This is a genomic window from Sheuella amnicola (assembly GCF_010499255.1).
GTDB lineage: Bacteria > Pseudomonadota > Gammaproteobacteria > Burkholderiales > Burkholderiaceae_B > Zwartia > Zwartia amnicola.
On sequence record NZ_JAAGRN010000003.1, the window covers coordinates 144,592 to 169,055 of the forward strand.

A 24,464-nucleotide genomic window follows, 5' to 3' on the forward strand; every position below is an offset into this window, starting at 1 on the left:
AGTGCCAATATCCATTTTTTATGATGGTGCGCCGCAGAGCAGGCCCCTCTCAGGCTTTTCCCCACGGCGTGAACTTGATGGCCGCTGCAGTCGAAATGCCATACACAAACATAGCTGAGGCAATCAACCAATAGAAATCAGACGCCCCTGCTCCGGCATTGATCAGCCAAGTCCCTACTCCTGCCACCAAAACCAATCTTATTGTTCCGGCAAGAACCGGGCCCAACACTTTGCCTGACCCTTGAGAGGCGAAATAAAGCGTCAACCCAAAACCAAAAAATGGAAATGCCGGACCAACGATATGCAAATACTGCCTAGCATATGTAAGGATGTTTTCATCAGAGGTAAACAGCGGCCCCCACAAGTCAGGAGCAATCGCGAATAATCCGCCAATTAACGCAAGATTAAAGGCCGATACGCAACCCGCCGTCCAGGCGACTCGCCGCGCACGGACAACATTGCCGGCACCGATTGCCATACCGACCATGGGCACCGAAGCCACTCCGATACCGAATGAAATCGGGATCAATAAAAATTCGAGTCGCTGACCTATTCCGTATCCCGCTAACGGCAAAACGCCGAGTCTGGCAATCAATCCGGTAAAAATCAGTATGGCCAGTACAGACTGAACAGGCGACAAGCATGCGAGTGCGCCCACTTTCAAAATATCAAAAAACATTTCACGCTGAAAACTCACGCCACGCAAACGCAACTTCAGGCGACCTTTGCCGGATAAGAGGTACCAGAGGAAAAACAAAACGCATGCAGCTATTGCGAGGATTTGTCCCACCGCAACTCCAACCATCCCATACGACGGGATAGGGCCCAGCCCCAAACCCAGTATGCCTCCAAGAAGGATTTGCAATAATGCGGCCGCAAAAATTCCAAAAGAAGGAATCACCATGTTGCCCGTGCCTCGCAAAATGGAAGCAAGCGTATTACCCAGCCACAAAACAAAAGCGCCACAGAACAACACATTTGAATACCGCACCGCTTCGGCAAGCACGGCACCACTGCCGCCGAGCCATTGATAAAAAACAGGGCCGAAGGCAAGGAATATCAATGAATAAATCGTCCCGGCACAAGCTCCTATCGTAATCGCGTGGACCGCAAGCGCATTCGCGCGCTCGGTATTGGATGCGCCTAATGCTCGACTGATTGCCGAAGAAACAGCGCCTCCCATCGCGCCTGATGACATCATCTGGGTCAGCATGGCAAAAGGAAAAACCAGTGCAATCGCTGCAAGAGGTGTCGTACCCAAGCGCCCGATGTAATAGGTTTCGGTTATGCCCACTAGAACCTGCATCACCAAAGCAAGCACATTGGGCACAGCTAGCCGGAGCAATGTCGATAGAATCGGACCGGTTTGCAGTCTCTGAATATCTGAGGAAATAGGCTTCACCTGTGCGGTTGTCTCTTGGCGAGCTTGGAGGTTCTTTTTATCTCAACTCACTTTAGCACAGGGCGAACTCGTATTCTTCGATGTAAATCAGGTCATCAACGCTCGGTTAATGCCTGCGTTACCGATTGCAATGGCCTGAAAAGATATTCCAGAACGGTTTTTTGACCGGTTTTAATTTCAATCGTCGCAGTCATCCCGGGCTTGGGTTTAAGGATCAAGCCTTGTCTTTTGGACTCTTCATTCGCGATACTGATCAAAAGCCTGTAGTACCCCTCGTCCAAGTCGACGGAATTGGCGAGTGGTTTTCTCTGCTTGTTTTCATCCTGCATCGTGTCAGGACTAATGTGCTCCAGCGTTCCATGCAGTCCCCCGAACCGATTGAACTCATAGGCGGTCAATTTGATCACGACAGGTTGTCCGACATGCAAAAACGCGATTTCGGAAGGTTTCACAAAGGCTTCCACCAGCATAGAAGTGTCATCCGGAATAATTTCCAGAATGCTTTGTCCCGCCTGAATCACGCCACCAATAGTGACAACATGAATATTCTTGACCACTCCTTTCATCGGCGCACGAATGACTGACTTCTTGAAAGTATCCTCTCGACCCAGAACAGTCTGTCTGGTTTGCGCCAACTCCGACTCCACTTTGATCAATTCATTGTTTGCATCGGTGACATAGCGATTTTTACGATCTGCGAGTTGTGACTTTAAATCACCCTGCTGACGCCTTAATCTGAGCAACTCAACCTCTGATAACAACCCTTTGCTCACCATCGGGGCAGTTAATGAAATCTCCCGCCCGATCGCTTGAAGAGATTGCGTCAGTGCCGCCACTTGCTCATTCAGTGCATGCTGACGCGCCAAATATGCACGTTGCTCACGATCTTGCAATGCGATTTCATCTTTCAACTCATCGGAAAAGGATAATGGCAACCCATATGCCTCGGCACGCAACCTTGCTGCCTGTGCCGACAGGGATAGCAACTTTTCACGCGCCTCTCTGTACACGGGACCGGATCGCGCATCATCGATCCTGAGCAGAATCTGATCCTTTTCAACTATATCCCCTTCCCTGACAAGTAGTTCGGCAAGCACACCCGCATCCAGGCTTTGAATCACTTGTTCCCGATGTACGGGAATCACTTTTCCCTGGCCTCGAGTGATTTCCTCGAGTTCAAACACACTTGCCCATACAAGCGCCGCAACAACAGCTAACGTTGTTGTCCAAACCAGATATCGCAAAGCGCGACGCTCATCGATTTCGGATGCAAGACTACGTTCATCTGCAAGGCCTTTTCTCCCAGAATTAACTTTGCTCATTTTTCATCCTGCCCAGTCTGCGCTTGAGCTTTCTTGCGAGCGATTTGCTCACCACGGGCAAGTTGCTGCATGATGGCCTCGCGCGTCCCTTGCGCGATACAGGATCCTCGATCGAATACAGCCACACGCTCTGTCAGATAAAGCAATTCAAGCCGATGCGTCGCCAACATAAGTGTGCGCCCTTCCAGCCAAGGCTTCAGCACTTCTATCACACGCATCTCTGTACTTTTATCCATGTTGGAGGTTGGTTCATCCATAAAAACATAGATGGGATTGCGAACCATCATCCGAGCAATAGCGATCAACTGACGCTGGCCACCGGATAATCCCCCACCGGCTTCGGTCAATGGCATATCCAAGCCCATGGGATGCGACTCAATCAGTTCGTATAGATCCAGACTTTTCAAAACATCGATAAGTTGAGTGTCCGAAATCGATTGATCGGACAACTTGAGATTGTCCCGCAAAGAGCCTCTAAACAATTGGGGATCCTGGCCAACATATCCTATGTTCGCACGCATGCTGGAAGGATCGATTTGACGATAATCAATTCCATCGACTTGAACGCTCCCGCTGGTAGGAGAATACAATCCGGCCATTACACGCAAAAAAGTACTCTTGCCGCTGCCAATTTTTCCAAGCAAAGCAATATGCTCACCGCGTTCGATCCCTATTGATACGCTCTGCAGTACACGACGGGCATTTGCTCCAGGATAGGAAAATTCAACTGCATCAGCCGCAATTCTGCCACTGAAGCGTTCAGGCTGAATGTATTGCCTTCCCTTTTGGATATCGCTGGGACGTTGCATGAGTATGTCGAGCGTCTCCAAAGATGAGCGCGCCTGTTGATAGCGAGACGCCAAGGACATGATGTTGCCCAAAGGCGCAATGGCCCTGCCGGTCAGAATGACGCACGCAATCAAGCCACCCAATGTCAAGGTATTAGCCGATATCATGTATACGCCCCATACCACCATCGCAACACTGGCCAATTGCTGACAAGCCGCCGTCAACCCCATCACTAAATTGGTGACTGACCTGGACTTTTTGTATGACTCAGCTGCAGCTAGATTCGACTTTTCCCAGCGATCCTGCAGATAGGATTCGGCGTGATGGGCCTTTAGCAGCTCGAGATTGAGAATCGATTCAACCAATACGCTCTGGCGATCGCCCGACTCTTTCATTCCCGATCGCATGGACTTCATCAACGGACGTTGAGATATGAATCCGATCAAGATCAATATCGGAATTAGCACAACCGGAACCCAGACAAGTGGCCCCCCTACTATCCCGATCAATATCAGGAACAGCAGCGTAAAAGGAATATCCGCGACCAAAACAAGCGACGCAGACGAGAAGAAATCCCTCAATGCATGAAAATCCCGCATGGTACTGGCGAATATTCCAATCGATTGCGGTCGATGCTCCAATTTGATCGCCATGATTTCCCGCAACAACGTGGCGTTGATCGCTAAATCGGCTTTTTTACCGCCAAGATCGACCAAGCGTGCTTTCACCCAACGCATCATGAACTCTAGCAATATCGCCACCACAGTGCCGATCGCGAGCGTCCAAAGCGACATGAATGCTTGCGCAGGCACGACTCTGTCGTAGACATTCATGGTGAAAAAAACCGATGCCAACGTCAGAATGTTCGCAACGACTGTTGCAACCATCGATTCAAAGTAGAACGAACGAAATTTCCAAAGCGTTCCCCAAAACCAGTCAAGGGATCTGCTCGATACGCTATCCGTATTATTCAAACTGTTTTGATCGTGATTGGACATGATTATCTGACGATCTGCGTCATGGGTTGATCGACAGGATTCTGATTTCCGTTGCTTTGATAGGCATGTGCAAGCCGCCCTGTCGCAGCCAAAATACGCGCGTACGCGATACGCTCATCGAACACCGCATTTACCGCATTGCTACTATAGGTATACAAATCATTTTGCACGTTCAAAAGATCGAGTAAGGACCGTCTACCAATCTGAAATTGACTTTCATACCCGTGGACAAGTGATTCTGCGGTTTTCGATTGGCGATTACCCAACTGCGCCCTGCTTTGGGCGCTCTTCCATTCAGACCAGGCTGACAACAACTTTTCGCGCAGAGTCAATTGCACATCCTGCAGATCGTATTCAGCTGCGCGCAATTGCGCCAATGCCGTATCCGTCGCAGCGACTGCCATTCCTCCCGTGAATATCGGAATCTGAACATTAAGCTGGGCAACGTAATCGCCTTGCCCCGATCCCTGATACACCTGCTTTCCATACGTTACGTTGACGGTTGGAGAATGCTGCGAGCGAGCGTTTACAACACCCGCGCGAGCAGCCTCGATTTGAGACTTCTGATAGGCTATTTTGGGATGTGTGTCATTGATATCCGTTAATGCCTGCTCGGCTGAAGCCGGAACCCGCGTCACCTTAAAATCCAAACCTTCCGGAGCTTGCGGCAAACGTCCCATCAGCATCCGGGTAAGTCGCTGTGTAGCTATCATCAGCTCCGCTTCGCGCTGCTGAAGTGATAGACTAGCATTTTCGAACCTGACCTCGGCTTGATCTAGATCTATGCGTCGACCTTGATCGATCAGCGTCATTTCATAAATCGATTCCCGAATACGCCTGTGCTCATCGGTATTTTTTCTAGCTAATCGAACAAGCTCCAGGGATCGCGCCCAATTCTGATAACCCTCGGTAGCCAACAAGGCGACGTCATCGCGGGTGATGCGCTGCTGATGCTTACCTGCATCGGCAAGCGAGCGCGAACGCTCGACATCGGATTCAATCCTCCATCCAGACCATACATTTAAACTGACCGTGGGAGACTGAATCCAATTATTGGGGACATTGCCCGCGTTGTATGTACTTTGCGTCCCCGACCACGCAACTTGTGGCCAATGGGCGCTTTGTGCGCGGCCAATGTCGGACTCAGCCGCATTTTGTCGAGCCTGTGCCGCCAGTATTGTTGGATATTGCGATAAAGCGATCAATACGCTTTGCTGCAAATTCTGGGCAAAGGCCATTGAGGCAAATGTTACGCCCAACAACCCCGCCAGAATCTTTAAGGTCACCTCGAAGACTAGCCTACCCATGCCTGATAGTCAGTTCCATTCACTAATGCGGCTGCCTGCATTTGATTTTCCGCTGATTCCGAAAAACCAACCAGGACGAACTCTCGCGTCTGACCTGATTCTAGATGACCAACCCAGTTTGCGTATCCGGCATCGTCCGCGTCCCGATCCAGTACATTGTGATATAGCTGGTTGACGTACTCGCCGTTATCCAGCGCGCCGTACTTCTGCTGAAACTCGACGCTATTCACAAAACCGCTTGCAACATCATCAAGCTCGACACCGCTTCGAATTACCGACATCCAGTTCGCTAATCCGGATGAGTCTGGCGTTCTGTCCAGGGCAGCCATGTACAGGCGAAATGCCTGTCCATCCGCGTCATCATCAATGTGATACACAACTGGGGGAGATGTGGGCGTTGGAGCCTGCACGACATAGTAGTGCGACTCGTATCGGTCGTCGTTATCATGAACCTCGTAACGATCGTCGTCACGTTCGTAGCGATCGTCATCACGCTCGTAGCGGTCGTCATCGTATTCGTTTTCGTATCTGCTCATGTTCAACTCCTTTGAGAAATTACCATTCTGGTAATTTTGCACTTTGATTCTTAGGACAATCTTAAGAATCCCCGGTTCGTAATCATTTTTTCCAGATTAATTCGGCTCTCAGGCCTGCCTGGGGCAAATTGGACAAGAAAAGCCTCGCGCCATGAATATTGGCAATTCTTTCAACGATCGCCAAGCCTAAACCACTACCCTCGGCGATCACATCCTTGCCTCGCTTGAATCTCTGACTGATGGTCGGCAGCTCTTCGGTGCCGATTCCAGGTCCCTGATCCAGAACAAAAAGACCTAACTCAGTCTCATCGCTTCGGCAACCCAGTGTTAGCGTGGTATGGGATGGCGAGTATCTGGACGCGTTTCCTATCAAATTGGACAGCGCTACCATCAGCAAATCATGATGTCCTCGTATGGTCAGCTCGGCAGTTGGCAAAATCAACTGGATTTTTTGATTTTTCTCTCTGGTGTTAATTGTTTCGACATCCTGCACTTCCAGCAACAAGGTGCGGATATCGATTATCTCCATGGTGTTTTTTAAATCAGCATTGTCGGGATCAAGTCTCGCCAGTCTCAACATCTGCTCCACGAGACGCTCGGACCTTCCAATGCCCTTAAGGACCTGCTCGATAAAACGAGCACGCTCTTGCGGATCAGTGGCTGCCTGCGCAAGTTGCGCATACAGCTTGACCCCCGCCAAAGGAGTGCGCAATTCATGCGCCGCATTGGACGTGAATCGGCGCTCGTTCTGAATACTCAAGCGGACCCGATCCAGCATCAAATTAAATGCCTGAATAATCGGCACCAACTCTTCAGGCACACCGGACAATAGAACCGGATCCAATTCATCCATCGAGCGGTTTGTCAGGTTGTGGGCGATAGCATCCAGCGGCCTTAAGGATCGGCGTGTTGCCCACACAACCAGCAACAGCAAGAAAGGGAAAGCGAAGAATAGCGGCAAAGTGGCTCGCCCAGCCACATCCAGACCGATCTGGTCGCGTGTCGTGACCGGATGGGCAACCTGAATCATGTACTGGTCATTTCGTACGCTCTTAGTGTAAACACGCCATACTTGATCATTGAAGGTCTGAAGTTGATAGCCCGTGGTCATGATTCGCTCCATACCTCGGGCATTTGATGATCGAAGCTTGAGCACGCCATTGATCGTCCAGATCTGAAATGCAAGCTCTTGTTCATAAGGCAGGCGACCTGCAGGATCCAGATTTTCGATCAATGCCGGATAAGTAGAGTCTAATGTGGCATCACGCCTTGGATACCAGGCATCAGGGTGCAAGTTCTCTTCATGACTAATCTGACCATCCAAGAGTCGAGCCGACAAAGCGAGCTGACCATCCATCAACTCCTCGGCTTCGTGCAGGCCTTTATCGTAAGCGAACCAGGCCACCAACCCCCAAACCAACAATAGACTGATCGAAATAGTCAGAACTAGTCTATTGCGCAACGAGGGGGTATTGTCCGAAAGGACTGACATCAAACATCTCCCATGACATATCCCATGCCACGCACTGTTTTGATCAAATCAGCTCCAAGTTTTTTGCGCAAATGATGGATATGCACCTCGACAGCATTGCTTTCCACTTCTTCACCCCACCCGTACAAACTTTGTTCTAAATCCGCCCTCGATCGAATATGACTCGGGTGGCTAATCAAGTCATGGACTAATGCGTATTCCTTTGAGGACAATGTAACGGGCTGTCCATTCAGCGTGACACGCCTGGCCGCCGGATCAAGTGAAAGTCCCCTGTAGCTCAACACTCTCACCCCAGAACCTGAGGTGCGTCGCAATAGCGCTCTCAAGCGCGCCTGTAATTCACTCAGATCGAAGGGTTTAGTTAAATAATCATCCGCTCCTGCATCCAGTCCCATAACTTTATCTTCCCGACTGTCCCGAGCGGTCAACACTAAAACCGGCAAATTGTTGCCGCGCTGACGCAATTGCCTAAGGACCTCGCCGCCATCCAGCTTTGGCATGCTCCAGTCCAGTATGCACGCCGCATACTCTTCAGTCCCCAGCGCAAGCAACGCTTGCTTGCCGTCGCGTACCCAGTCCACGGCATAGCCCGACATCTTCAAGGCTGCCTGAATCCCCTCGCCCAGCATCAAGTCATCTTCGGCCAGAAGTAAACGCATCAGGAATTTCCCAAATCAACGATCAACGCCAAATTTTAGGTTTTGAATCCTTAACGAATTCTGAACAAAATCACTTCCTAAGAAAGAAAAGAACTTTTTTCAATAAAACAAAGTTTTAATTAGTTTTCTATTTATTCGTTCAATTTAATCAACTTAGGTGGCGTCTTAACGAAAGGCTTTACTCCAAGAGCCTCATTAATCTGGTTCGGATAAATTAGCTTGCCGCGCGTAATGACCACAGAAACCTTGCGGATGTCTTCGATATTTCGAGTGGGATCACCATCAATCAAGATCAGATCCGCAAGCTTTCCGCGCGATATGCTGCCGCGGTCATTCAACGTATTCGAATATTTTGCACCGTTCCATGTCGCTACCTGTATCGCTTGCGCAGGGGTCATGCCCGCTTTCACGTATAGCTCCAGTTCACTATGCAAGGTAAAGCCCGCCAATCCATCCGTACCTGCAACGATAGGCACACCCGCACGATAAAGTTTACCGACGAATTCGATCATCTTCTTGTATGAGGCCTCATATCGCTTTGCTGTCTGTTCGTCCGGAATCTTCATGGTGGCGGTTTTAAAACTGCGAACGATATCTGGCGGCATATTGGGGGCGATACTCTTGTAAGGCTCCGCCACTTCACCATCGCGATGCTTCAGGAAATCGAATGTGGCCAGCGTAGGATCGACCACAGTGTTGCGCTGTTTCAGGCGCTCGATGAATTCAAGTATTTCGGGTGTATTGAAATCCATCGCAGCGACTTTTTCTGCCGGGAGATAAAACCTTTCCAATGTTCGAGTATCGGTTTTGTCGGTCGCCAGAAAATTCAACAACAATTGATTCACATGATGCAATTCGTCGAATCCTTGATTCAACACATCGTCGGCACGAACAAAAGCCGGCACATGCCCACTGATTTTGAGTCCGCGCTTATGCGCATAAGAGACCGTATCGGCAAGCAGTTCAGGGGGAAAGGAGTTATAAACTTTTAACTGATAGTACCCGCGCAACGTGTACCAGTCGATCGCATGTTTAATATCGTTGATGTCCGTGACCGTAAATCCATCGTGCGAAGCATACGGACTATCACCATCGACAAAGCCGGCCGGAATCAAACGAGGGGCGAGCAATTTACCCTCCAGCGTATCATCGATCATTTTCTGCAATTCGGCATTGGCGTTGCCCAGATCCCTTACTGATGTCACCCCTGCAGTCAAATGATAAGAAGCGGACCACCTGTTGATATGCGCATGCATATCGTAAAGTCCCGGCAACATCACGCGCCCGGCCGCATTGATTTCATTATCAACGGGAGTCAGGTTCTGTCCGGCAGGATATACCCCGGTAATTCTTCCACGCAAAACGTACACATCGGATAAAGAACCTAGTGTTGCCGATTCGGAATTAAACACCCTGGCGTTTCTGATCACTGTCAGTCCTGTCATGGGATGTTGCAGCTCTTTCGCCCTGACCGCCAGGATCTTGGCCGTCTCTTCTATCTGCGTATTTTTAAGTTCAAGTAAATTTGATTGCCATCCATCTTTAATAACCGCAAAATTTCCGGGCAGAATCACAGCAAACAAATGACTGTCCGCACCAGTCGTCGCCCAAAAGAACTGCGGGCTCAACCCAATGCCGGTATGCATCACCAATTGCACAACCTGACTCTGATCCTCGTGCGTCACCACTTGCTCGGCCAAACGATGCTGCACCAAAGTACCTTCGGGCAAAAGTGGCAAGGAAGATGGACGAGAATTCGATAGCGCACTGATCATCAGCGAGTTGACTTGCCATGAGGAGTCGAGCGGCAGGTAAAACCCTTTACCACGCAGACGTTTGGACCCTTTCTCGGATTTGGAGGACCATTCCGCAACATTGCCTTTGCGGATAAAGCGCTCATCGACCATGCCCCCCATCTCGGAGGTGCCTTTAACATGGTATTCGAGCATTGTCTGATCCGGTGCCATTTTGATCGTTTCATCAAGCGTCGGACCACGTCCATTTTCTTTAAAATCGAAATGAACTTTAAAAATATCCTGACCTACACGCTCTACGGTTTGCTCTCCGGCAAGTGTGCCGTTTTCAAGCAAGATCGTATAACGCGTCGTTTTTGCGGGGTCGGCATTGGCACTAGCCAACAAGCCTAGCGTCAACGCCAGTGAAATCAGAAAATTAAGCATGTTGAAAATTTAACTGTCTAACAGTTTACGCAAGCCCGCTTCATCCAAAACCGCGACACCTAGCTCTTGGGCCTTCACGAGCTTGCTGCCCGCATCTTCGCCTGCTACGACATAATGAGTCTTGCGTGAAACCGATCCACTGACCTTGCCGCCGGCCGCGATGATTTTTTCGGACGCCTCATCACGCGACCAGACAGGCAATGTCCCGGTCAATACAAAAGTTTTTCCGCTTAAGCCACTGCTTTGGGGCGCATCCTCTGTCCTGGGCGAAACACCCTGCGCTTGTAATGCACGCACCACTTCAATGTTATGTGGTTCAGCAAAGAATCGGACGATTGAACCTGCCACGACAGGCCCCACATCCGGGACATCAAGCAAGCGATCCAGATCCGCAGACATCAGTGCTTCGATCGAGCCAAAATGAATCGCCAGATCCCGAGCGGTTGTCTCGCCCACATGGCGGATACCCAAGGCAAAAATCAAACGTCCCAAAAGGGGGTGTTTGGATTTCTGTATGGCCTCGACCAGCTTTTCCGCCGACTTCATGCCCATTCGATCATAGCCCGCAAGTTCAAGACTATTTAGGCCATACAAATCCGCTAGCGAATGAATACGTCCACGATCTACCAACTGCTCGACAAGCTTTTCACCCAAACCCTCTACATCGAGTGCTTTGCGTCCTACAGCATGAATCAAACTCTGTTTTCGTTGAGCACCGCAAAATAATCCGCCTGTACAACGCGCAATCGCCTCGTCTTCGAGCTTTTCGATTGCGGATCCACAGACCGGGCAGGCAGTCACCATGACAAAGCGCTTGACATCGGCCCCACGCTTTTCAAGCACAGGTCCGACGACTTCCGGAATCACATCGCCCGCGCGACGCACTACTACAACATCGCCAATTCTTACATCCTTACGATTGATTTCATCTTCATTATGAAGCGTAGCATTCGTGACTGTGACACCCCCGACAAATACAGGTGCAAGTCTGGCGACAGGAGTAATTGCGCCGGTTCGACCGACTTGAACCTCAATGTCCAACAGCGTGGTTGTGGCTTCTTGGGCAGGAAATTTATGTGCGATCGCAAAGCGCGGAGCGCGCGCAACAAAACCCAGAACACGTTGCGCTTCAAGCTGATTCACCTTGTAAACGACACCATCGATGTCATAGGGCAAGGCGGGGCGCCTTTCACCCACCATACGATAATAAGCCAGCAACTCGCTCGGGCCCTGTGCTATGACATGTTGAGAGTCGTTGACTGGCATTCCCAAGCCCGCTAACCAGTCCAACATTTCGCTGTGCGTTGAAAATGGCGCTTCTCCGACCTCGCCCCATCCATAAGCGAAAAACCTCAACGGGCGCTGGGCTGTGATACGGGAGTCCAATTGCCGCAAACTGCCAGCTGCGGCATTACGCGGGTTTACAAATACTTTCTCGCCCTTTTTTTCCTGCGCTTCATTCAACTTTCGAAAGTCGGACAAATTCATGAACACCTCACCCCGCACTTCTACCACATCGGGGATGGCATACATATCGTCCTTCAGGCGCAAAGGAATCGATTTAATCGTTCTGATATTGGCGGTGACGTCTTCGCCCGTCTGACCATCGCCTCTAGTAGCTGCCTGAACCAACAAGCCCTTCTCGTATCTTAGACTTAATGCCAGTCCATCAAGCTTGAGCTCACAAAAATATTCGACACTTCGATCGAGCTGCAATTTACCGGCAGCGCGCAGCATATCGGCCACTCGCTTATCAAAGGCTTCGACTTCACCATCCTCGAAAGCGTTACCCAGCGAAAGCATAGGCACAGTATGCGTCACGCTTCCAAAAGATGACAAAGGCGCGGCACCTACTCGCTGAGTCGGTGAATCCATCGTGATGCGATCAGGGTGAGCTGCTTCAAGTGATTGAAGCTCTCGCATCAATTGATCGTATTGCGCATCCGAGATCGTCGGATGATCCAGAACATAATAGGCGTGGTTATGACGTTCGATTTCCGCCCTTAGCCAATCGATGCGATCAACAGGCTCGGCGAATAAATCGTTTTGTCCTTCCAAGGGCATTCCAGACGGAAATCAGGAGAATACGCGGCGCGCACGCGGACTAGAAGCCGCCAAGCCCGCTGTCTCTAGTTGCGAATAAAGCGTTTGAAGACGCTCGTCTATTTGCGCTTCCGATCCGGGCTGTAATGGACGATCCTGATCGTCTACAAGTTCGGCCCCGACTCGTTGCGCCAACTCGAGCCCTACTTCGACCATTCGGCTAAACGCACGCGGATCAGGCGGGCTGCAAGGCACATCAAGCAACAAGCTTAGGCGATCGACTGTTGCCATGCCAGCATCGAACGACTCTAAATCTGCGCGAGACAATGTGAAACAAACCATTCCATGATCGCCCAGCCAGGCCATTGCGCCATTTGCCGGGACAAATCCCATGTTTCGCGCTGCGCTCATCACATCCGCTACAGGCCTCGAAGAACCGAGCAAAAGGGTTAGCCCGACTTGCCTATCCAAGCCTGCGCATAAGTCATCAAGTTTGGAGGCCGCTTCGAGCACTGACTGTTGATCAGGCCCATCTATCGTGCATTCGAGTTGATCTGCAAGACTTTGCGCTCTATTCCAAATCTGGGACCACTCGATTGCAGTCAGGAATCCTGTTCTGTTGGCAAGCAGCACAGCCAACTGGACCGAGACATAATTGAACCCTGGCCTGATTTGCGTACTGACATGTCCTTCCGAGTCCTGTGCAAAAATCCTCACAGGTTTGCGCCCGGCTGTTCGCATCGGAGCCAGCATCGGCAGCAAGTCTTCTCCCGCGATTGGACCTTGAAACGTGATTTCGATCACCACCTCTATCGTCGGATCAGACTCTTCCTGATAGGACACTGCTTCGGCGTGGGGTTGCTCAATGGAATCGGTAGAAACAGAATCGAAAATATGCGGCTGGCCTATGCCCGGCTCAACTCTGGTTGCAGAAGATGCCGTGGATCCATCGGCCAACAACGGATCGTGTTCAATGATCGGCATATGCGCCTGCATCCGTCGACGCGCCCTGTAATCCTGCCACCAGTTAAACAACAACAGCAGCACGATGAGTGCCAAACCGACAATGATCAAATATCCCTGCAAGCTCATATTAAAGCTCATGTTCATCTTCGCACGCTCAAGCAGCCTCTGCAGCGAGCTGCAGAGCGGATTCAATATCTACGGCCACAATTCTGGACACACCCTGTTCCTGCATAGTCACACCTACAAGCTGTTTTGCCATTTGCATCGCAATCTTGTTATGAGAAATAAACAGGAACTGAGTCTGATCGCTCATGCTGCCAACCAGATTGGCATAACGCTCGGTATTTGCATCGTCCAGAGGCGCATCAACCTCGTCCAGAAGGCAGAATGGCGCAGGATTCAGTTTGAACAGTGCGAATACCAGTGCTGTTGCCGTTAAGGCTTTTTCACCACCAGACAACAGGTGGATCGAAGTATTTCGTTTTCCGGGCGGCTGGGCCATGACCTGCACGCCAGCATCGAGAATTTCGTCGCCGGTCATGATCAGGCGCGCATCGCCACCACCAAACAATTTGGGGAAAAGTTCGCCAAAATGCTTGTTTACATCGTTAAAGGTGGTTTGCAACAGATCTCTCGTCTCGCGATCAATCTTGCGAATTGCGTCCTCAAGGGTTTCAATTGCATTTTGCAAGTCAGCATATTGCGCATCGAGATAACCCTTGCGCTCACGCGATGCATTCAACTCGTCCAGAGCTGCCAGGTTGACTGAGCCAAGGGATTCAATCTGGCGCGTAATGCGTTGCACTTCAGACTGCAGCCAGGAAGGTTTGGACCACTGTTCAGGCTGATCCACCAGCGAAGCCTTGACGACTTCGCGATCCACCTGACGAGCATCCAATTGCTCGGCAAATTGTTCTGTGGCCAAACGCGCGGCCTGCTCTTGCAATTGCAATTGCATGATGCGTTCGCGACGCGGCTCGAGCGACCTCTCAATCGTCAACCGCTCTTCATCGGCCTCGCGCAACTGTGCAGCCAGCGTATCCATCTCGATACGCACCAGATTCAATTTTTCTTCATGTTCTGCGCGCAACTCGAGCGCTTCCTGCAGACCGGCCTGCGCCGCTGCCGCATCCAAGGTAATCAGATCAGATTCGAGTCCGACCAGTTCCTGCTGCGCACGCGTAATCTGTTCGGTGGCGACCTGCTGGTTTCGCTGCAATTCCGCGATGCGAGCACGCACGCCACGCTCTGTGAACTCGGCCTCTTGTGCTCCACGCTCCTGATCACGCAATCGATTTCGCGCCGCCTGTGCCTCGTCGGCCAGTGCTTCACCTGCGATTTCAGCCTCGGAATACGCCTCTTGCATATTGGCAAGTTCAGCATCCAACTCTTCGAAACGCGCTTCAGCTTCCAGCTTGGTCGCAAGCAGCTCTTCCTGCTGCGTGGTGACTTCGGCAATATCCTGTCCAAGCCGGCCCGATCTTTCTCGTGTTTGTTCAACCAATTGCAAAACGCGTGAGTGCTCGAGCTGGATATCGTGTAGACGCTTGGTGATTTCTGCGACACGCTGTCGAGCCGCCGGAAGGGCCTGGGATATCTGCTGCCAGGCCGATTCGGCTTGAGCAACTGAAGAACGGGACTGATCAGCAATCAACTGACTGGCTTTAATTTCCCGTTGAAGATTTTCGATTTCCTGCTGGCGCGCCAGCAGTCCCGCCTGCTCAGAGTCCGGGGCATAAAAGCGAACACTGTTCGCATCAACAAGATGGCCCCCCTGCACGACAAACAAAGCGCCGGTGGGTAAGGTGTTGCGGGCGGCAAGTGCCTGGGTAATATCGTTCGCAATGAATACCTGACCTAACCATTCCTGCATCAGTGTGCGCAACTCGGGATCACTGATTCTCAGCATGGAGGTCAGTGGCGTCAGGCCGGCTGGGGCAGCAGCGGCTGCTGCAGCTACGGGCAATTGGTAAAAAGCCAGGCGGGCCGGAGGGGCGTCGCTAGCAAAAGCCCTTGCCCAATCCAGACTGCGGACTTCAAGGCCTGTCATTCGTTCATTCAGAACCGCCTCAATCGCAGTTTCCCAGCCGGGTTCCACATGAAGTTTCTGCCATAAACGCCCCATGCCCGAAAGCTCATGCTTGGCCAGCCATGGCTCAAGAGCACCCTTTTTCTGAACATCTTCCTGCAAACGTAGCAATGCGGATAAACGGGCGTCCAAACGGGCGAGCGATTCAGCTTCGGTTTGCGCCTGCTGCTGGGCCTCTGCACGACGCGCATCAGCCTGTGGCAGTCGATCTTCCAATTCGATAAGTGCGGCCTGCGCCTCCTCAAACAACTCCTCGCTCACCAGCTTGTCGCCGGCCAGTTGCTCAAGCAGTGCCGTATCGGGGGCATCAACGCCCTGTAACTCGAGCGTCAGACGTTCACGACGCAATTCAAGCACTTGCAACTGACGATCGGATTCACGCTGCGTTTGCGCAACGAGCGCAAGATTCTGCTCGACTCGCGCCAGCGCCGCGCGCATCTCGTCGCGAGAGGCAGCGGCATGACGCACTTTGGCTTCGATATCTGGCAAGCCTGCCTGTGCGGCTAACGCATGCTCACGCGCTTCCTCAGCGCGAGCAGCACTCGTCATCAACTCTTCTTCACTTTCCTGAATTTGAGCCAGGCAATGCTCTTTTTGAGACGACCACTCGTCCATCTGCACCTGAAGCTGTGCACGACGCGTTTGAACTCGATTGCGCGATTCGACTACATGCCGGATTTCAGCTTCCAGGCTGCTTACCTTGGCATTGGCTTCGTACAGGTCACCTTGCGCTGCGTGAACAGCATCACCCGCTGCATAATGCGCCTGACGGCGCGACTCAAGCGCCGCCTCGGTTGCACGCAATCCGGCCATGGATGCTTCCAGCTCGGTCTGTGCGCGTTCGATTTCTTCCTGCGTTCTGGCGCGCTCTTCATGTGCAGCCGCCTCTTTAAGATACCAGAGCGCGTTTTGTTTTGTTTCTCCATCCGCCTGCAGGCTGCGGTATTCGCGAGCAACCTCGGCTTGCGACTCGAGTTTTTCCAGCTGTGAGGTCAGCTCACGCAAGATGTCATCAACCCGAACCAGATTTTCTCGCGTATCGGAAAGCCTGTTTTCGGTTTCGCGACGACGCTCTTTATATCTGGATACGCCAGCGGCCTCTTCAAGATAAACACGCAGCTCTTCAGGCTTGGCCTCGATCAGGCGATTAATCATCCCCTGACCGATAATCGCGTAACCTCGCGCGCCCAACCCCGTGCCCAGAAAAATATCGTGAACATCGCGCCGACGCACTTGCTGGTTGTTGATGAAATAACTGCTGGTGCCATCGCGGGTTAACACACGCCTGACCGCGATTTCGGCATAACTGGCCCATTGCCCGATGGCACGACCTTCGCTGTTGTCGAAAACGAGCTCGACGGAGGCGCGCGCAGAGGGTTTACGTTGTCCGGAACCACTGAAAATGACATCCTGCATGGACTCGCCGCGCAATTCGGACGCACGGGTCTCGCCCATCACCCATCGGACAGCGTCAATAATGTTTGATTTACCGCATCCGTTAGGCCCGACCACGCCAACAAGCTGGCTGGGCGTGGGGATCACGGTCGGATCGACGAAGGATTTAAATCCGGCAAGTTTGATCTGGGTCAGACGCACAGTAGGAGCACTATTTATAATGAAATCTTGTAGATCATAACGCAGGCTGAGGGCAGTTTTAAGTTCGCTACTCAATTACTGAAGAAGCTATACTCGGTTTCGTTTTTATCATTTTTAGGAATTTCCATTGAAAAGAGGCTTTTACATTGTCATGGCTGCCCAGGCGCTGTCTTCGCTGGCAGATAACGCCCTGTTCATTGCGGCAATTGCGCTGATTCAACAATTGCAGGGGCCGGACTGGATGGCACCCATGATGAAGTGGTTTTTCGCCGCCTCTTATGTCCTGCTGGCGGCCTTTGTAGGAGCGTTCTCGGACTCTTTCCCCAAGGGATGGGTCATGTTTCTTACCAATGCCATCAAGGTTTCGGGCTGTTTGCTCATGTTCTTTTATGCCTTGTTCGGCCTCGATCAATCCGCTCAGGTAGTTTTAGTTTGCGTTGCTTATGGCTTAGTCGGGATTGGAGCAGCTGCCTATTCCCCTGCAAAATATGGCATCGTCACCGAAATGCTTCCTCCGCTTGATTTAGTCAAAGGCAATGGATGGATCGAGGGTCTGACCGTTCTCTCCATTATTTTCGGGACCGTTCTGGGCGGTGTACTCGTCTCACCCTCCGTTTCCAGCTGGTTACTGTCCCACCCCTATATCAATAATTTGGTGCATACCCCAGCCGAGGCCGCCATTCTGGTCATCACTGTCGTCTATGCGCTTGCGGCAGCTTGCAACTTAATGATCCCTGCCACGCACATCAAGTATCCTGCCCAACAAAAGAACCCGGCCAAACTGATCAAGGCGTTTGCCGGCTACGTGAAAATCTTGTGGAAAGACAAAATCGGTCAAATTTCTCTGGCGGTCACGACCTTGTTCTGGGGCGCTGGCGCCACATTGCAACTGATCGTGATCGAATGGGGTCGCAATCAACTAGGTTATCGTCTAGATCAGGCATCCATTCTGATGGGCATTACTGCCCTGGGAACGGTTGTTGGCTCTATTTTTGCAAGCCGCGTGCCACTACGCAGTGCGCTTGGAGTGTTACCGCTTGGTGTTGTCATGGGCTTAACGGTTTTACTGATGCCTTTGATTGATGGTTCCTGGACAATTCATATCTTCGGCGCATCGATTCCCTGGGCTGCATACAGTCTTCTGATCATCATTGGCCTGACATCCGGGTATTTCGTCGTTCCGATGAATGCCTTGCTCCAGCACCGCGGTCATGTATTGCTATCGGCTGGTCATTCGATTGCGGTTCAGAACTTCAATGAACAATTGAATATTCTCTTGATGGTCGCCGTCTACACGCTGATGCTCTGGCTCAATATGTCGATTGGCGTCATTATCGCGATCTTTGGCATTCTGGTTGCAGCCCTGATGCTGTTAATCATTCACTGGAGCAAGCTCAACCTTCGCCACGACCCGACATTAATCGAACAAATCGGGCAGGATGGTCATGGGTCCGCTTTAAAAGATTGCCACTAATTTCAACGAATTAATGCTTTATTCCGCATTAATCGCCGGTAATAGCCCGCACGATATCCCTGGTCTGGTTTAAATCCTTCCAAGCCAGGGCTTTTTCAGCGGGTCGACGCAACAAATACGCCGGGTGATAAGTGACAACTACCGGCACCGTATGTCCGGGATGAGGCAGTGTATAAGTTTGCCCTCTCATCGAAACAAGAGGCGCTTCCACCCCCAGCAACGCCTGGGCGGCGTGCTTACCCACAGCGAGAATGCTTAATGGCTTGATGAGTTCGATCTGGCGCAGCAAAAAGGGGCGGCATGCGGCAACCTCCTCGGGACGAGGGTTGCGATTGCCGGGGGGGCGACACTTAATAATATTGGCGACATAGACATTTTTCTCACGTCCCAAATCGATTGCGGACAACATATTGTCAAGAAGCATCCCCGAGCGACCAACGAACGGTTCACCTTGACGGTCCTCTTGTTCACCGGGCGCTTCACCAACCACCATCACCGCAGGTTGCATGACGCCTTGACCGACAACGACATGCTCACGATCCATACATAAGCCGCAAGCCTGGCATGACGCAATACCTTGGGCAAGCGAGTCTAGCGTTTGTGCTTGAGCGGCAAGTGCTGAAGTCTCGGTGGCACCTGCACGCACGACGGGGGCTAATATTTTGGATACAGGCTGGGCAAACCGCGAGACAGTCCGCGATGGCGTTGCGGTAGTTTGCGCACCGAATACATTTGAACTTGGCGCAACATCAGTTTGAGTAATTTTTGTTTCGGTGTCTTGAGAGGCTGATGACTCAGCAGATTCAGACGCTTGCCGAGCTTGCGATACCTGCACCTGATCAGCTTGTCGAGGCATCGGAATCCAGGGCTTTTCGATGCCAAGCTCATGCAACCACGCCAACTGAAGCGCGGATAGTTGCAAAGCAGAGGAATCGAAATGTGAATTCACAGGTCAGGCGTCACTAAAAATTTGTTTCATTACGATAGCGTCTTCCCGCACTCCATCACCTGCAGGGTAATAATCGCGCCTGCGTCCGGCCTGAGTAAAACCATGACTTTCGTAAAATTCGATGGCGTTTTGATTGGAGGGTCTGACTTCAAGCAATAACCCTTCCAAGCCTCGCTGCCTCGCAGAGTGCTGCAATTGCTCCAGCAAAAGATGGCCGAAACCTTTTTTCTGCTGACGAGGCGCCACGGCAATCACAAGGACATGGGCGATGTCAGGCGCTAGCATTCCAATGCAAAACCCAAGCAATCCCTGATTGGATCTAAGCACCCAGGCTTCATAACCTGCTTCCAACGCATCCTGAAAGTTTCGCTCGCTCCAGGGGAACGACTGGACAGTGCGTTCCACCTCAACCACTTCGGCAATATCCACCTTGGACATCGGCAACAATGCCACGTCATGATTCGCCAACACTCGCGGATTTCCGCCGTGTCCCGACGCGCGCTCGGCTGTCGTAAAGGCCACTTTGTCACGCAAATAAAGAGGCGCGGCCAACTCAGGTGCCAGACAAGCCTTTCGATGCCAAGCATCCAGTGCTAATCGTGCGATCCAGTCGGCCTCGGGGTGGGCATCCAGTTGTTCCGTCGGCCAATCCTGCGCAAGGCCGAACATCGCATTCGAAACCTTCCAACCTTCCCCCACCAGACAGGGGTGGGATGTGTTGATCATATCGGGATCTCGCAACCATAGAGGCAATCGACCAAGAACGAATCCGCCAACATCCACCGCGCTGAGCAGCACAGGAGGTTGTATGTTTACAAGTCGCGCTTGTGAATTCATCACATAGGCGGCAAGATAAATTTCGTCCATGCGGGCATCAAGCGCCGCCAAAATCAACTGCCCCGGACGATTCGCTCCGGCCTTGGCAGCAATGGCATCCAGACACCCGACAGGAATCACCGGTATATCCAATGCGAAACCGACTCCCTGAGCAACCCCGCAAGCAACACGTAACCCAGTAAACGCGCCGGGGCCCTGGCCAAAGCTCACCGCATCCAGTTGATTCCTTGAAAATCCGGACTCTTTCAGAAGGTCATATGCCATCGGCAATACGCTCATGGCATGTCCCGCTGTTCCCTCATGCAGGCGCATCGTTATGCGCACGTCAGCAGCATGCTCGTGAATCAATGCGATGCCACAAGTCGTGGTTGAGGTTTCGAGGGCCAGAATTAAGCTCATAGGCGTATTGTAATGAAGAACATTTAGTTACATTTTTGGTGATAGATGATGGATCTTGTAATAGTTTATGAAAAATAGACCACCTTAAGGCTTGGCGCTGTTACATTTTCTTTTATGCAAATACCTACGACTACCCCATCAAGAAAAATTCTCGTTGTTGACGATGACCCTCGTCTTCGCGAGTTACTGCGTCGTTATCTGACCGAACAAGGTTATAACGTTTGTGCAGTAGAGGACTCGCGTGAGATGAACAAAGCCATTCAGCGCGAACATTTCGACTTGTTAGTACTTGACCTGATGCTGCCCGGTGAAGACGGGCTATCCGTTTGTCGGCGACTGCGCAGCATGCACAACAACACGCCGATCATCATGCTTACAGCCAAAACCGAAGAAATCGATCGGATCATTGGTCTGGAAATGGGCGCGGACGATTATCTCCCCAAACCGTTCAACCCCCGCGAGCTTTCGGCCCGCATTGGCGCCATTTTGCGGCGGCGCAGCATTGACGAACATCCCGGAGCACCAAGTCATGAACAGGAGACCATCAACTTTGGTCCGTTCTGCCTGAACATGGCAACACGCACTTTGACACGGGATGGTCATCCGGTTGATATCACCACCGGAGAGTTTTCCGTTTTGAAAGTGTTTGGTCGACATCCTCGGGTTCCGCTTTCACGCGACAAACTGATGGAACTGGCCCGCGGACGTGAATACGAAGCCTTCGACCGCAGTCTGGATGTGCAGATATCGCGTTTGCGCAAACTGATCGAGGTCAATCCGGCCAAACCGGCTTATATCCAGACCGTCTGGGGTATGGGCTATGTTTTCGTACCGGACGGCAATCGTTAGGTCATGTTTACCCGGACATTTTTATTGCTGGCGACACTGATGCTGGCTTGTCTGGCGGCCTGGGCCGAGGTTTTCGTCATCCTCGAGATGGAACCTCGCGCCATTCAAAACAGCAAGCGCATCACTACCGCGGTGAATCTGACCCGATCTGCCCTGGCCCATGCCACCAGAACCGATATACCGACATTGCTGGACGAACTGTCTTTAAACGAATCTCTGGACGTCATTGCACGCTCCCCAACTGATATCGTTGAGCCTATCCCCGATGACCGCTACTGGCAAAAAATTGCTCATATGCTCAAACAGCATCTTGGTTCGGATACGATTGTCGCCTGGACAGTCAACAACCGCCACGACTTCTGGATAAGCTTCAGCATCGATGAAAAGCAGTACTGGTTGGCGATGCACCGCGACGACCTTGAGCTCAGTGGAGACTTCGAATGGATCGGCTGGGCTGTGGCTGCCATCGTATTCTCACTGATAGGCGCACTTATAAGTGTGCGATACATCAATCGCCCCTTATCCCGCTTGGTTCATCACACGCAACAAATCTCGACCGGTCAATCGCCTCCTCCACTACCGGAAACCGGGCCTCGCGAAATTCGGCAGCTCAATACAAGTTTCAACAGGATGACAGAGGATTGGCGTCAAACCGAAAACGATCGTGAACTGATGATTGCGGGCATTTCTCATGATTTACGCACACCGCTGACCAGAATGCGGCTTGAAATCGAATTAAGCCAAATGCCCGAGGCATCCATTCAAGCAATCGATCAGGATCTTAGACAAATTGATCACACCATCGACCAGTTGCTTGAATATTCACGTGCCGCCAAAATACAAGAGCGCCCATCGACTGACATTTCAACTGCACTCGAGTCTTTGCTCTCTCGTGAACGTCTTCATACCGGTCTGATCCATCACGAACTGACATCCCGGATTCAGCCCAACATCCACGTGCGGATTGATCCGGTCAGTTTTGCACGTATTGTTTTGAACCTGATCGATAATGCCTACCGATACGGTGGCGATGATCAAGGGCGTAGCAAAGTACTTGTCACGCTTCAGGCGCAAGCAAATAAAGCTGTACTTGAAGTGTCTGATCGAGGCGCGGGCATCAAACCAGAAGACGTATCCAACGTGCTTCGCCCCTTTTATCGAGGCGACCATGCACGCTCGGACAGTACAGGAGCAGGTCTGGGATTAGCCATCATCGACAGACTGTTGCGGCAAACCGAGGGCAGTCTTTCAATCAACCCCCGTGTGGGTGGCGGATTAACCGTTTCCGTACTGTGGCCAATCGACACGAGCATCGTCAAGAACAGTACGACCTAGCAGAACCACAACATTAGCGGCGATGCCCTCTTTGCGCCCCAGATAACCCAAGCCTTCATTGGTTTTGGCTTTAATGTTGATCGACTCGGGCGACAAATCCAGATCAAGTGAAATATTGCCAACCATCGCGGGCGCATGTGGACCGATCTTGGGCGCTTGCGCATGAATCGTCGCGTCGATGTTGATCACCTCCCAACCGGCTTGCTTGACGCGATCGTACGCGATACGCAACAGCACCCTGCTATCGGCTCCCCGGTATTGTTCATCTGTATCGGGAAAATGGCGGCCAATATCCCCCAATCCCGCAGCACCAAGCAGCGCATCCGTCAGTGCGTGCAAAAGCGCATCAGCATCAGAGTGCCCTTGTAAACCATGAGTATGCGGAATGATCACACCACCTAATATCAATGGGCGTCCGGATACCAGCGCATGGACATCAAACCCTTGTCCCACACGAATTGCAAAAGGATTCATAGCCAAGATTGCACCCAATCGAAATCTTCAGGCCAGGTTATTTTGGCATTACGCCCGGAACCCGGCACGAGTAAAGGTTTATAACCAACAAACTCCATGGCCGAAGCTTCATCGGTCACGACAAATCCCGCAAAAGCGGCTTGCTTTAGCGCCGACTGCAGCTCTCCCGCCCTAAACATCTGGGGGGTCTGTGCCAACCATAAATGTTTGCGGTCAAGGGTCCTCTCAACACATTGCTGATCATCCTCAAGCTTGACTGTGTCAGCCATCGGCATCGCGAGCAGTCCACCGACATTGCGACTTAGACAAGCATCTAGTAATCGGGTCAGTGCATCGGCGGGCAATCCGGGCCTGGCGGCATCATGCACCAGCACCCAATCGTTGGGAGCAAAATCCGTGCGACTTAATCCATTGAACACTGTATCTGATCTCTGCTCTCCTCCGAAAGGATAGCATCTCGTTCTTGGCAAATCCGACAAGATGTCCGTCGCACGTTGATCGGTTGGCGCGACAATGACACGAACCTCCTTAACGCGAGGGTCGGCGAGCAATGCGTTGACGGAATGCCACAACATCGGCTTTCCCGCCAATACTCGGTATTGCTTAGGCTCGACTGAAGTCCCGTTCGTACTGGCGCGCGCACCAATTCCGGCTGCCGGAACAAGAGCGATCACGCGTTCGGGGATATTCGATACAGTCATGGGATTCCATTAGATAGCGACGATTCAGACGTGCCAGTCAAACTAAAGCAGCACGTTGACCAATGAT

The 24,464-nt window shown here is 51.7% G+C and carries 18 protein-coding genes; 3 read left to right on the forward strand and 15 right to left on the reverse strand.

The features are described 5' to 3' along the window. Positions 1-49 precede the first annotated feature (49 nt). The 11 genes from G3I67_RS05495 to smc all read right to left on the reverse strand — a co-directional run bounded on the left by G3I67_RS05495 (position 50) and on the right by smc (position 17,379). The gene (locus tag G3I67_RS05495) at positions 50-1,402 is read right to left on the reverse strand and encodes an MATE family efflux transporter (RefSeq protein WP_311197049.1); all 1,353 of its coding nucleotides are present in this window, start codon (positions 1,400-1,402) and stop codon (positions 50-52) included. 95 nt (positions 1,403-1,497) lie between these two features. Next, positions 1,498-2,724, reverse strand: coding sequence for a beta-barrel domain-containing protein (locus G3I67_RS05500; protein ID WP_163652354.1), 1,227 nt, complete (start codon positions 2,722-2,724; stop codon positions 1,498-1,500). Next, the gene (locus G3I67_RS05505) at positions 2,721-4,511 is read right to left on the reverse strand and encodes a type I secretion system permease/ATPase (protein WP_163652356.1); all 1,791 of its coding nucleotides are present in this window, start codon (positions 4,509-4,511) and stop codon (positions 2,721-2,723) included. The genes G3I67_RS05500 and G3I67_RS05505 overlap by 4 nt, the downstream gene beginning before the upstream one ends. A 2-nt stretch (positions 4,512-4,513) precedes the next feature. Beyond that, positions 4,514-5,818, reverse strand: coding sequence for a TolC family protein (locus G3I67_RS05510; protein WP_163652358.1), 1,305 nt, complete (start codon positions 5,816-5,818; stop codon positions 4,514-4,516). Beyond that, positions 5,806-6,354, reverse strand: a complete 549-nt coding sequence (locus G3I67_RS05515; RefSeq protein ID WP_163652360.1) for a DUF4214 domain-containing protein — start codon at positions 6,352-6,354, stop codon at positions 5,806-5,808. The genes G3I67_RS05510 and G3I67_RS05515 overlap by 13 nt, the downstream gene beginning before the upstream one ends. A gap of 82 nt (positions 6,355-6,436) precedes the next feature. Continuing rightward, positions 6,437-7,846: a histidine kinase dimerization/phospho-acceptor domain-containing protein gene (locus tag G3I67_RS05520; RefSeq protein ID WP_163652362.1), complete on the reverse strand. Its 1,410-nt coding sequence runs from the start codon at positions 7,844-7,846 to the stop codon at positions 6,437-6,439. Further along, positions 7,846-8,505, reverse strand: a complete 660-nt coding sequence (locus tag G3I67_RS05525; RefSeq protein ID WP_163652364.1) for a response regulator transcription factor — start codon at positions 8,503-8,505, stop codon at positions 7,846-7,848. Before G3I67_RS05525 ends, G3I67_RS05520 begins: the two co-directional genes overlap by 1 nt. A 131-nt stretch (positions 8,506-8,636) precedes the next feature. Continuing rightward, positions 8,637-10,685: an amidohydrolase family protein gene (locus tag G3I67_RS05530; RefSeq protein ID WP_163652366.1), complete on the reverse strand. Its 2,049-nt coding sequence runs from the start codon at positions 10,683-10,685 to the stop codon at positions 8,637-8,639. A gap of 9 nt (positions 10,686-10,694) precedes the next feature. Continuing rightward, a complete protein-coding gene (gene ligA / locus G3I67_RS05535) occupies positions 10,695-12,749 on the reverse strand; it encodes an NAD-dependent DNA ligase LigA (RefSeq protein WP_163652368.1) in 2,055 nt (684 codons plus the stop codon). A 12-nt stretch (positions 12,750-12,761) separates the two neighbouring features. Continuing rightward, positions 12,762-13,820: a cell division protein ZipA C-terminal FtsZ-binding domain-containing protein gene (locus G3I67_RS05540; protein WP_163652899.1), complete on the reverse strand. Its 1,059-nt coding sequence runs from the start codon at positions 13,818-13,820 to the stop codon at positions 12,762-12,764. A gap of 28 nt (positions 13,821-13,848) precedes the next feature. Next, positions 13,849-17,379: a chromosome segregation protein SMC gene (gene smc, locus G3I67_RS05545; RefSeq protein WP_163652370.1), complete on the reverse strand. Its 3,531-nt coding sequence runs from the start codon at positions 17,377-17,379 to the stop codon at positions 13,849-13,851. A gap of 127 nt (positions 17,380-17,506) precedes the next feature. Here smc and lplT point away from each other — a divergent pair, with 127 nt between their 5' ends. Beyond that, complete coding sequence (lplT, locus tag G3I67_RS05550) at positions 17,507-18,853, forward strand: lysophospholipid transporter LplT (protein WP_163652372.1); 1,347 nt, start codon at positions 17,507-17,509, stop codon at positions 18,851-18,853. Between the two features lie 28 nt (positions 18,854-18,881). On the opposite strand, the gene G3I67_RS05555 is transcribed toward lplT, so the two are convergent. Then, positions 18,882-19,802, reverse strand: a complete 921-nt coding sequence (locus G3I67_RS05555; protein WP_311197050.1) for a uracil-DNA glycosylase — start codon at positions 19,800-19,802, stop codon at positions 18,882-18,884. A 3-nt stretch (positions 19,803-19,805) separates the two neighbouring features. Continuing rightward, on the reverse strand, positions 19,806-21,038 hold the full coding sequence (tsaB, locus tag G3I67_RS05560; protein WP_163652374.1) for a tRNA (adenosine(37)-N6)-threonylcarbamoyltransferase complex dimerization subunit type 1 TsaB: 1,233 nt from the start codon (positions 21,036-21,038) through the stop codon (positions 19,806-19,808). 114 nt (positions 21,039-21,152) lie between these two features. Here tsaB and ompR point away from each other — a divergent pair, with 114 nt between their 5' ends. After that, complete coding sequence (gene ompR, locus G3I67_RS05565) at positions 21,153-21,887, forward strand: osmolarity response regulator transcription factor OmpR (protein ID WP_163652376.1); 735 nt, start codon at positions 21,153-21,155, stop codon at positions 21,885-21,887. 3 nt (positions 21,888-21,890) lie between these two features. After that, positions 21,891-23,222, forward strand: a complete 1,332-nt coding sequence (locus G3I67_RS05570) for an ATP-binding protein (protein WP_163652378.1) — start codon at positions 21,891-21,893, stop codon at positions 23,220-23,222. Here the strand turns inward: G3I67_RS05570 and ispF are convergent. After that, positions 23,163-23,696, reverse strand: a complete 534-nt coding sequence (ispF, locus tag G3I67_RS05575) for a 2-C-methyl-D-erythritol 2,4-cyclodiphosphate synthase (protein WP_163652380.1) — start codon at positions 23,694-23,696, stop codon at positions 23,163-23,165. The genes G3I67_RS05570 and ispF overlap by 60 nt on opposite strands. After that, the gene (gene ispD / locus G3I67_RS05580; RefSeq protein WP_163652905.1) at positions 23,693-24,382 is read right to left on the reverse strand and encodes a 2-C-methyl-D-erythritol 4-phosphate cytidylyltransferase; all 690 of its coding nucleotides are present in this window, start codon (positions 24,380-24,382) and stop codon (positions 23,693-23,695) included. The genes ispF and ispD overlap by 4 nt, the downstream gene beginning before the upstream one ends. Positions 24,383-24,464 lie beyond the last annotated feature (82 nt).